This window comes from Nonomuraea sp. KM90 (assembly GCF_052246675.1).
GTDB lineage: Bacteria > Actinomycetota > Actinomycetes > Streptosporangiales > Streptosporangiaceae > Nonomuraea.
Genome location: NZ_JBQQCB010000007.1, coordinates 249,154 through 259,746 on the forward strand (window position 1 = coordinate 249,154; position 10,593 = coordinate 259,746).

Consider the following 10,593-nt stretch of genomic DNA (forward strand, 5'->3'; position numbering starts at 1 on the left):
GCCACTGTCACGGTCTTCTCGCGCGTAGGAGGTGGAGGGCCCCTTGTCGGCGTAGCGCCTGGCGGCCATAGCGGCTGCCACGCGCTTGGTGATGATCTGGGAGACGACCACGATGCGTTCGTGCCCCTCGTGCCGCACGCCGTACGGGTCGGTGACAGGGTTCGGCGCACGCGTTAAGCGCTACCCGTTGATCCGGCCGGCATTCGTCCCGGCAGGCGTCGGACGCGATCGAGTGCGTCTTGGCCTGCGTTACTGCCCAGATCCACTTTCCGCCCGAGCGTTCGGCTGCTCATTGGACGCTGTACTGAGTGACGGGACATCCTTTGCAAGGCGCAACGGGGAGACAGACACACCTACGTGGCGGACGAAGAGGCTATTGCCAGCTCGGCATGCGGGATCGTCAATGTGACTCATATCACAGTCTTTGATCATCTGGTAAGGGCAATTTCTACAGGCCAGTTGACGTGGAGTGCGCCGCGCTGTGGATCGCAAAAGCGACATTCCGTAATGTTTGCGGCGAACTTGCAGGTGTTGACCTCTGGGTGATCGTCGATCAAGATCCGGATTGATCGTCTTTATCAACTCCTTATGGCGCGGTGCGGCCCCGGTTCCCGGGGTCTGCGTCAGCGTGCCCTGAAGAGGTGGCGACATGCGGGTCTGGCGGCGGTTACGGACGATGGTGCTGGTCATCGCGGTGGCGATGGCATTGGTGATCTCTGGTTTGGGGGTGCCTGACAATCTCGTAGTTCCGGCGGCGGCGTCGGTGGAGGGTCCGGATCCGGAGACCTCGGTGGACGGTCGGCCGGTGGCGAAGGCGAAGGTGGCCGAGGGGGCGGAGGAGTCCCAGCCGCAGGTCGACCGCAAGGAGCCGGTGTGGCCGAAGCCGGGAACGGCGCAGGTGGATCCCGGTGAGAAGGCGGTCGCGGCGGGTGAGCTGCCGGTCCGGCTCTCCGAGGTCAAGGGCGCTGAGGTCGGCGCGGTGAAGGTGGAGACGCTGCCGGCTGACGCCGTGCGCAAGCTCGGCGGGGTAGGGGTCGCGGCCCGGCTGACGGGTGCGACGGCGGGCAAGGTACGGGCGGAGTTCTCGTACGCGGGCTTCCGCGATGCCTACGGCGGCAACTTCGCCACCCGCCTGCAGGTGTTACGGGTGCCGGCGTGTGCACTGACGACGCCGCGCCCGCGCGATTGCGTGGTACGCCCGCAGCCGGTCAAGGCGCACAACGACATGAAGACCGGCACGTTGACCGCCGACGTCGATGTCGACCCCGCCACCGGCAAGGCGGCCCCGCTGACGCTGCCCAAGAGCCAGACGGGCAAGGACGCCACGTCCAACGCGGCGCAGGCGTTCACCTCTGGGTCGGTGTACGTGCTGGCGGCCGGGATGACCGGCCCGGACGGGAACTTCGGCGCCACCGATCTGAAGCCGTCGGGAACCTGGCAGGCCGGCACGTCCGGTGGCGGGTTCTCCTATGACTATCCGCTGCCGGAGGCGCCGTCGCCGGTGGGTACCGGGCCGAACCTGTCCTTGCAGTACGACGCCTCGTCGGTGGACGGCGAGGGCCACTGGACCAACAACCAGTCCGGAGTGACCGGGATCGGCTGGAATGTGTCGGCCGGGTTCATCGAGCGCAAGTACCGCCGTTGCACCGCCTGGACCGAGTACGACCCGGACACCGCCGCGCTGATCTGGCATGCCGACGAGAACGGCCCCTACGGTTCGGCCGTCTGCTGGGAGTCGCCCGACGAGCTGGCCACCGACGTCACCAAGGACTACACCCAGTCGGAGCTGGTGCTGAACCTGGCCGGCCGGTCGGCCTCGATTGTCAAGGACCGCACCAGCGGGTTGTGGAAGACGGTGCCGGACTTCGGCTGGAAGATCGAGCAGCAGGCCGGCGGGGCGGACGGCCTGGAGTACTGGAAGGTCACCTCCAGCGATGGCCAGGTGCACCGCTTCGGCTACACCAAGGACGCGCAGTGGCAGTTGCAGTACGTCGGCAACCAGCGTGCCGAGCCGTGCGCCGACCGGTACTTCAACGACATGATCCCGCCGACCTGCACCGGTGTGTGGCGGTGGAACCTGGACCAGTCGATCGACGCCAACGAGAACGTCATCGACTACACCTATGAGCGCGAGACCAACTACTTCTGCATGCCCGACTGTGTCTCCGAGGTCTACGTGCCGCTGCCGTACGATCGGGGCGGTTTCCTCAAGCAGATCAGCTACGGCCACAACACCCAGGTGTCCGGCAGCACGCCGACCTCGCGGATGACGTTCACCACCTCCGACCGCGGCGGCCTGGACGTGCCGACCGACCTGACCTGCGGCCCGTCCTGCGCCACCAACGATGCGGTCGCGTTCTACTCCACCCGCAAGCTCGACTCGGTCCTCACCGAGTCCAAGAACCCTGCCTCGGGGGTGTGGGAGCCGGACACCCGCACCGACTTGCGCTACAGGTGGATCTACACCCGCACCGACTTCGGCCCTGCCTACGACCCGGTGCTGTGGCTCGACAGCGTGCAGCAGACCGGCCTGGCCGGCACGACCGCGCAGAAGCTGCCGCCGGTCAGCTTCGACGCAGCCATGGTCGCGGGCCGGATGGACTACGACAATTGGTCGGACTGGACCGACTTCCTGTCCTGGCGCATGGTGCCCCGAGTCACGGGGATCGGCAACGGTATGGGTGGCCGGATCGAGGTCACCTACGGCCAGGCCGATCCGTGCGGCGGCGGCAAGGGCCGCGACGGCACCAACTACTTACCCGACGCCACCGGCGACTGCTACCGCGTCGACTACGACTACAACGAGGAGACCGGCTACGAGAGCTGGGGCCGCTTCTTCAAGCAACTGGCGATGAAGGTGACCGAACGCGACCTGGTCGGCAGCTCGCCCGACATGGTCACCAGCTACGACTACCTCGGCGGCCCGCGCTGGACCAACCCGGTGAACTTCGCCCAGCCCGACCTCTCACCCGGCGGCAGCGACTGGCGCGGCTACGGCACCGTCCGCACCACCCGAGGCTCGGGTAGCGACCCGAACGGTTACACCGTCACCTCCGACACCTTCTACCGCGGCATCGACGGCGCCACCATCACCACGTTCGAGGGCACCACCGCCACCGACTCCCGCGCCCTGCAAGGCCAGCTCCTGCAGGAGCAGACCTGGAAGCTGACCGCCACCGACCCGCGCGCCTACACCGAGGCCGAATCCACCCGGTATGAGTACCAGGTCGCCGCCACCGGCACCGGGCCCGGCGTCCTGGACCCGGCCTTCGTGCACCGCACCCGCGAACGCACCCGCGAGCTGGTCACCGGCGGCACCTGGCGCTGGAGCGACCAGCGCACCGCCTACAACAGCGACGGACAGCCCACCACCGTCAACGACTACGGCGACACCGCCGTCACCACGGACAACACTTGCACCAGCACCACCTACGCCCGCAACCCGGCCAACGGCATCACCAGCCTGCCCTCCACGATGGAGAAACGCTCCGGCGATAGTTGCACCTCAGGGACGCTGATCGGCAAAAGCGCGACCCTGTACGACGGGGGCAGTGACCCGGCCACCAACACCCCGTCCGACGGCAACGTCACGGAGACCCGCTCCTACGCCAGCGCCACCAGCATCTCGGTCACGAAGAACACCTTCGACGACTACGGCCGCCCGCTGACCGCCACCGACCCGATGGGCAAAGTCACCACCACGACCTACACCCCGGCCGTCGGCTGGCCCCACCAGGGCGCCAAGGTCACCAACCCGCTCGGCCACGCCGTCACAACCTACTCCTCCCACCGCAACGGCCTGCCCACCAAGCTGGTCGACGCCAACAACAAGACCACCGAGATCGACTACGACGCCCTCGGCCGCGCCGCCACCCTCTGGGAGCCCGACCAGCCCAGGGCTGGCGGCACGCCGACCGCGACCGTCGCCTACGACATCCCCTTCGACGGCAACCTCGGCCAGCCCACCGCTCCAGCCAGAACCACGATGCGCCGCCTGCTGCGCGGCACTACCTACCTCACGACCTACAGCTACGACGACGGGTTCGGCCGTGCCAGGGAGGAACAGACCGAGTCCCCGGCAGGCGGCCGGATCGTCACCGTCAACACCTACGACGGCCGTGGGCTCACCGCGGCCAGCTCTCAGCCCGCGCACAACGGCGACGCGCCCGGCAGCGGCCTGCTGAACCCCGATCCCACCACATTGCCGTCGTGGACCAAGACCGTCTACGACAGCATGGAACGCCCGACCGCGGTCATCGACTACCAGCAGGCCACGGAGTTCCGCCGCACCACTACCGCCTACCCCGGCCTGGACCGCATCGAGGTGACCCCGCCGGTCGGCGGCAAGACCGTCACCGTCTCCGACGTCTACGAGCGCGCCATCAAGACAGAGGAGTGGAAGGACGCCTCCACTCACCACGACACCAGCTATACCTACAACGCCGCTGGCAACCTGACCAAGGTCACCGACGCCAACGGCAACGTCCGCACCTTCACCTATGACTGGCTAGCCCGCCGCACCGCTGCCACCGACCCCGACGCCGGTGATGCCAGCTACGGTTACGACGCCGCTGGCCGTCAGCTCTGGGGCATCGACGGCAACGGCGACAAGGTCTCACTGCTGTACGACGACCTCGGCCGACGGACAAGTCAGTGGTTCGGAGAGCCGCAAACCGGCACCAAACTGGCCGAATGGGCCTACGACAGCGTGGTGAAGGGATACCTGTCCTCTTCCACCCGCTACGTGGGCACGAACGCCTACACCGACGCCGTCACCGCTTACGACAACGCCTACCGGCCGACGGCAACCAAGGTCACCATTCCGGCCGCCGAAGGCACACTCGCCGGTGACTATGCCTTCACCGCCAGGTACGACACGGCCGACAACATCGTGGAGCAGGGGCTTCCCGCCAAGGGCGGCCTGGAGGCCGAGACGCTCACGTACTCCTACACCGATCTCGGCTTGGCTCAGGGCCTGACCTCCGATTACGCCGGCGGCGCCACCTACATCAAGGCGGCCGCCTACTCTTCGACCGCTCGGCTGAATGAACGCAGCTACGGTGCCAACAGCCAGGTCAAACGCACCTTCACCTGGGACGAGGGCACCGGCTGGCTTAAGCGCCTGACCACGGAATCGGGCACCCAGGTGGCGCAGAACGACGTTCTCGCCTACAACCAAAACGGTGACCTGATCAGGAACACCGACACCCTCACCGCGACCGGCAGCAGCCCAGGCCAGTCCGAGTGTTTCGTCTACGACGGTCTCTCCCGATTGAGCACCGCGTACACGACCGTCGGCACCTCATGCGCATCCGGTGCGGACCTCCAGGGCGCCGACCCCTATAACCAGTCCTTCACCTACGACGCGGTCGGCAACTTGACCAGCGTCAGCGACAACGGCGTGACCGCGACCTACACCTATCCGGCGGCGGGCGCCTCGGCGGTCCGTCCCAACGCGATCACCTCCATCAGTAGGCCCGGCCGCACCGACACCTACGGCTACGACAACGCCGGCCAGCTTGTGGCGCGCACCGTCGACAACAAGCAGGCCACCTTCTCCTGGAACGCCCTGGGCCAGATGGACAAGGCCGTCGTCAACGGCCAGGAGACCACCATGGTCTACGACGCCGACGGCGAACGGCTCATCCGCCGTGACCCCGACGGATCGTCGACGTTGTACCTGGGCTCCATGGAGGTCCGCTCCACCACCACCGGCGTCGCGGCGACCCGCTATTACGCCGACGCCGACGGCTCGGTGGTCGCCATGCGCACAGGGGCCAGCCTCAAATGGCTGGCCTCAGGCCTGCACGGCTCCATGCAACTGGCCATCGACGACGTGACCGGCCAGGTCTCGCGTGAGCGCTACCTGCCTTTCGGGCAGCGCCGCGGCGCCGATGACCTGCCCTTCACCGATCGCGGTTTCCTGGGCAAGACCGAGGACGCCTCCACCGGCCTGGACTACCTCTCGGCCCGCTACTACGACCCGGTGATCGGTAGGTTCATCTCGACGGATCCGCTGCTCGACCTGTCGAAACCGCAGGGGGCGAACCCCTATGCGTACGCGGGCAACAACCCTGTCGGCGCCTCCGATCCCACCGGTCTCAAGCCGATCGACGAGTCGAAGGACGCGATCAACCCCTGCTACAAGCCGAAAAGCCAGGAGTGCAAGGTTGCGCGCAAGGAGCAGGCGGAAGCGGAGGCCAAGGCCGCCCAGGCAGAGGTGGACCGACAGCTCAAGCAACTGCTCAACGCCATCCTGGCGATCGCGAAAATCGCCGCCGACGAACTCGGCATCACCGCGGGCATCAAGTGCTTCACCACGGGCGACGTCGGCGCCTGCGGTGAAACAGCGCTCAACATTCTGGGCTCACTCGCCGGTGGCCTGGCCGGCAAGCTGGCGGCGAAATACGCGCTGCCGTGGAAATGGAAGAAGGCGTACGAGCTCGGCAAGGCCATCTGGAAACACGCTGGCGATGCCATCAGCGCCTTCAAGAACTGGTTAAAGGCAAAAGACCGGCTCCAAGCCGCGAGACATCGTCTGCAAGCAGCCCTCCGCGAGTGCAACAGTTTCGTACCCGGAACCATGGTCCTGCTCGCCGACGGAACAGCCAGACCCATCGAGGACGTCAAGGTCGGAGACCAGGTCCTCGCGCATGATCCGGACACGGGAGAGACCACAGCGGCCCCCGTGATCGCCCTGATCACGGGACACGGGGTGAAGAACCTGGTGCAGGTAACTGTGGACACCGACGGTGGCAAGGGCAACGCGACAGGCGTGGTCGTGGCGACCGCGGAACATCCCTTCTGGGTTGCGGACCAGAAGCAATGGGTGCAGGCCACCCGGCTCCAGGCGGGGATGTGGCTGCAGACCGGGTCCGGTACCTATGTACAGGTCACCGCGCTCAGCAAGCGCACCGCTGGCGAACAGCGGGTCCACAACCTGACGGTCGCCGGCAAGCACACGTACTACGTGTTGGCCGGAACCAGCAATGTCCTCGTTCACAACGCGCCCCTGGCCTGCCGAGCCAAAGGGCTGGCCGGAGAGGCGCGCGCCAAGCAGGAGCTTCTCGACAAGGGCTACAATATTGTCGGTGAGCAGTTGACCATCCGGGCGGCGAACGGCGTCAAGGTACGAGTCGACTTCGTTGCGATGAGAAACGGAAAGCTGTATCTGTTCGACGTGAAGAACGGTCCGAAGGCCGGATTCACGAAGAACCAGGGTCGCAGGGGCGGTTATGCCTCGGTAGAGGCTGCTGGCGGCACGTTCACCGGTCGCAAGGCCCAACGAGCCGGACTGAAAGGCCGAGTTATCGGAGCCACCGATGTCCTTATCATCCAGTACTGAGGACCGAGATCGTGTCGAACCTTAAGAAGCAAACCCTAGCCGCGGTGAAGGAGGAACTGCGCGGGGTGCGGTTCAAGACCACACGCTCACGGTACATCTACGTGCAGGAGCGCTCGCCCGGGGTCCACGGGTGGCTGGGCCTCAACGACAACGATACATACCTACCTGAGGTGCTGATTCTCAATCCGGTGGTGGGCGTGGTCCATGACCGCGTGCAGGAGCAGATCACTGAGCTGAATCCCGAATTCGACCGGCGCGGACAGCCTCTGGTGAGCCAGAATCTGGGTTATCTCATGCCTGAAAAGACGTACCGGACATGGGACTTTTATCAGCAAAAGGATCCGCGAGGCCCTGCAGCCGAGCTGGCCGCGGCGCTCTCCGCCTACGGCTCCTCATTCATCGACACCTGGGCTGACTGGTCCGACCTGTCGGAGCGGATAGAGCACACCGACTTGCTGACTGATGACGAGAAATATGTGGTCATTCCGGTAGTACGGGCGCTCAATGGCGATCTGAGTGGTGCGTTGCGGATGGTCGACGGGAAGCACGAACAGATCGGCCACAGTCAGGATCTTTATGCATCCTTCTACAGGAAATATGCCGAGTCGTTCGTGAAAAAATTCGGCTGACAGCACCGATCCGCGGCCTCGCCATCTGGCCAGGCTTGCCGTCCATAGGAGTGGCGTACGAGTTTGCCTGGTCAAGCTCACGTCGTGATGTGGTGACGGTCATTGCGTAGCGCTTCAACATGGGTTGAAGCGTCACGCGATGACCGTGGGCAACAGTGAGGCCTGGGCGGCGGCATGCCGAACCTGCCTAGCCAGAGCCATTGCCCTGACGATCTGACTTATGCGCACTGCCATGGCCGGCGACTTGCGCGACGAGTGGGGCGCCGCGCCCAACGCCTTCGGCATGGCAGCCACCCCGGGGCCCGACATATCTTCTGGTGGTAGGAGATCAGCTGGTCCGGGGGAACGGTCATGCACCTCAAGGATGGCACCGTCTATGTGGGCAAGGGCAAGAACATGTCTTCGCGCTGGTGGGGGTAATTTCGGCGTCAGAAGGAAAATGAAGAGGCTCGGATATACCCGCGACGACGTAGTCGGCGTCGACTACCGCCTTCCTGCGACTGGTCAGACCCTAGACGAGCTCGAAGGAGACACGTTTGAAGAGCTCGGCGGTAAGAAGAATCTCCGCACAACACCAACAATCCGCACGGTTATGGGAACAGGTGTTAGCGATCCACGGCAGTTGGCGATTATACGTCCTGGCGTCCGGGCGGTAAGCTGGATGCATGGCGACCCGACCGACCGTATTCTGGCGAGAAGGCATTGAAGAAGAGGCACGACAAGTCGCGTTCGGAGAGCTGAGAGTCGAATGGGTGGAAAAGGCGGAGATGTTTCCGGACTCGATGCTCTTGCAAACCGACAGGGCGCTGGAGACGTTCGAGAATCACGTCGCCAGCCTCGACGTGCCGTCAGACGAAGCCGTTCTCGCGATCGTCAGGACTGTCGTTCTCACGCTCAATGCGATCAATCGCGATCATGACGATGACGCCTATGCCACCGGTGAACGTGACCAGTTGTGCGCATACATCGATGAAGTGCTCGCGGAGGCAGGCGTCGATCTCGACGGACTGGCCGCACGTCGAGGAGTGCCCAGGAGCGATATCACTGACGAGTGGCGGACGTGGTGAGGCCCAGAACACGGTCACGGAGCGCGTAAGCCTCGTCCTCGTCCCTGGGCGCCATCGGAGTGCGAAGCTGAGATCGCTGACCAGCAGGACACGGACATCGTCAGGGACCATGCCCTCCAACTGGCCCATGGCTCAACCCGGACGGCCCGCCGGCGTGCGGGCTGACAGCTCTCACAGCTCCTCATCGCGCACGCGCTCTGTTTTCGAGGCCCAAGGAGCGCTGCAGTCTCAGCCGGAGCAACAGTCAAGATCTGTGGATCGTGAGTTCCTGGGCGGCTGTGGGGACGGGTGATTCTGTCGGACGTTCGACGAGTTCGCCGTCGATGAAGGTGGCGCCAGCGCGGACCCCCGCTGACCGAGCCAGCCGGTCACCGCGGCGATGGTATGACCCTCGACCTGGCGGAGCAGCCCCTGGCCGCCGGACGGATCCACGACGCCGGTATGTCGGCGATCCACTGCCGTGGCCCAGATGCCGGTGGCCTCCTCCAGCGCCCAGCGCAGGACGCCCGCGGCGGACCTCGTCAATGCCCAGCCTAGCGACCGGCATCGGCTGGACGGGCAGCACACGGCGGGCGTGCTCGGCGAACGCCGCCGACGCGATCGGCCGCATCAGCCGTGCGGGGATGAAGACGGTCCGCGGACGTCGCCCGGCGCGATGCCGAGCCTGTTCGGGGCCCGGTGATGCGGTATATCTGCAATCGGGCGCGGTGTTCTTCCGGCTTGGGTTCCCATGGTTGCCAGGGTTGGCCGTTTGGGGTTCGCGGCGTGTGAACCGCGCCGGGTTTGTTGGAGACCGGGTTACGTGGCTGGGGTGAGAGTAGCCGAGTTGATCTTTGTGCGGTAGAGGGTTTCGTATTCGGCGGGTGGAAGGTCTTGGCAGGCGCTGTGAAGGCGGCGGTTGTTGTACCAGTCGAACCCATTCCATGGTGGCGAGTTCGACGTCGTCCAGGCCCTTCCAGGGGCCGCGGCGGTGGATCAGTTCGGTCTTGTACAGCCCGATGGTGCTCTCGGCCAGCGCGTTATCGTAGCTTTAACCGGCTAATAGCCCCGGTTGCCGGCGTTGGCCGGTTAACGCTTTCAGCCGACCCGAGTAGCGAGTCGCCGGAGCTGCTCTTCGTGGTGTCGGACGCGAGCGGCGATGGCTTCCAAGGCGGTGTGGAGGGTGTGGATCTCGTCCAGGAGGCCGGTGAGGGTGCCGTTGGTGGCGGAGCGGTGACGGTTCTCCTCGATGACGGCGCGGAGAGTGGCACTGCGGTAGAGGGTGGTGCGGCCTAGCCCGGTGAGATTGGCGACGGCGGTGAAGGTGACGGGTTGGCCGTTGCGGTGGAGTTGAGCGCATGCCCGCTCGACGCGGTGGAGGGTGTCGCTGCTGGTCATCCGGCGTGGGCCTCGCTGATCAGGTGGTCGAGTCGGGTGATGAGTCGCCGGTGTCGTTCGGCTTCGGCGATCCAGCCTCGATTCTCGGCGTCCTGGGCGAGCGCGTCTGCGTCGACACGCTGGGCGGCGAGGATGGGCAGCGAGCTGGGTTCGGTGTGGAAGCTGGGGCAGTGTT

General features: G+C 65.6%; 4 protein-coding genes and 1 pseudogene. 3 read left to right on the plus strand and 2 right to left on the minus strand.

Annotated elements, in window-relative coordinates; translation table 11 throughout:
• The first annotated feature begins 649 nt into the window (after nucleotides 1-649).
• From ACTWPW_RS11570 to ACTWPW_RS11580, 3 genes are all read left to right on the plus strand, one after another.
• Complete coding sequence (locus ACTWPW_RS11570; RefSeq protein WP_443168675.1) at nucleotides 650-7,345, plus strand: RHS repeat-associated core domain-containing protein; 6,696 nt, start codon at nucleotides 650-652, stop codon at nucleotides 7,343-7,345.
• 44 nt (nucleotides 7,346-7,389) lie between these two features.
• Nucleotides 7,390-7,974: a hypothetical protein gene (locus tag ACTWPW_RS11575; protein WP_364138280.1), complete on the plus strand. Its 585-nt coding sequence runs from the start codon at nucleotides 7,390-7,392 to the stop codon at nucleotides 7,972-7,974.
• Between the two features lie 665 nt (nucleotides 7,975-8,639).
• Complete coding sequence (locus ACTWPW_RS11580) at nucleotides 8,640-9,041, plus strand: hypothetical protein (protein WP_443168676.1); 402 nt, start codon at nucleotides 8,640-8,642, stop codon at nucleotides 9,039-9,041.
• A 798-nt stretch (nucleotides 9,042-9,839) separates the two neighbouring features.
• On the opposite strand, the pseudogene ACTWPW_RS11585 reads toward ACTWPW_RS11580, so the two are convergent.
• Together ACTWPW_RS11585 and ACTWPW_RS11590 are read right to left on the minus strand one after the other, a co-directional pair.
• Nucleotides 9,840-10,071, minus strand: a pseudogene (locus ACTWPW_RS11585) (integrase core domain-containing protein); the annotation flags it as partial.
• Between the two features lie 47 nt (nucleotides 10,072-10,118).
• Complete coding sequence (locus tag ACTWPW_RS11590; protein ID WP_443168677.1) at nucleotides 10,119-10,418, minus strand: hypothetical protein; 300 nt, start codon at nucleotides 10,416-10,418, stop codon at nucleotides 10,119-10,121.
• Nucleotides 10,419-10,593 lie beyond the last annotated feature (175 nt).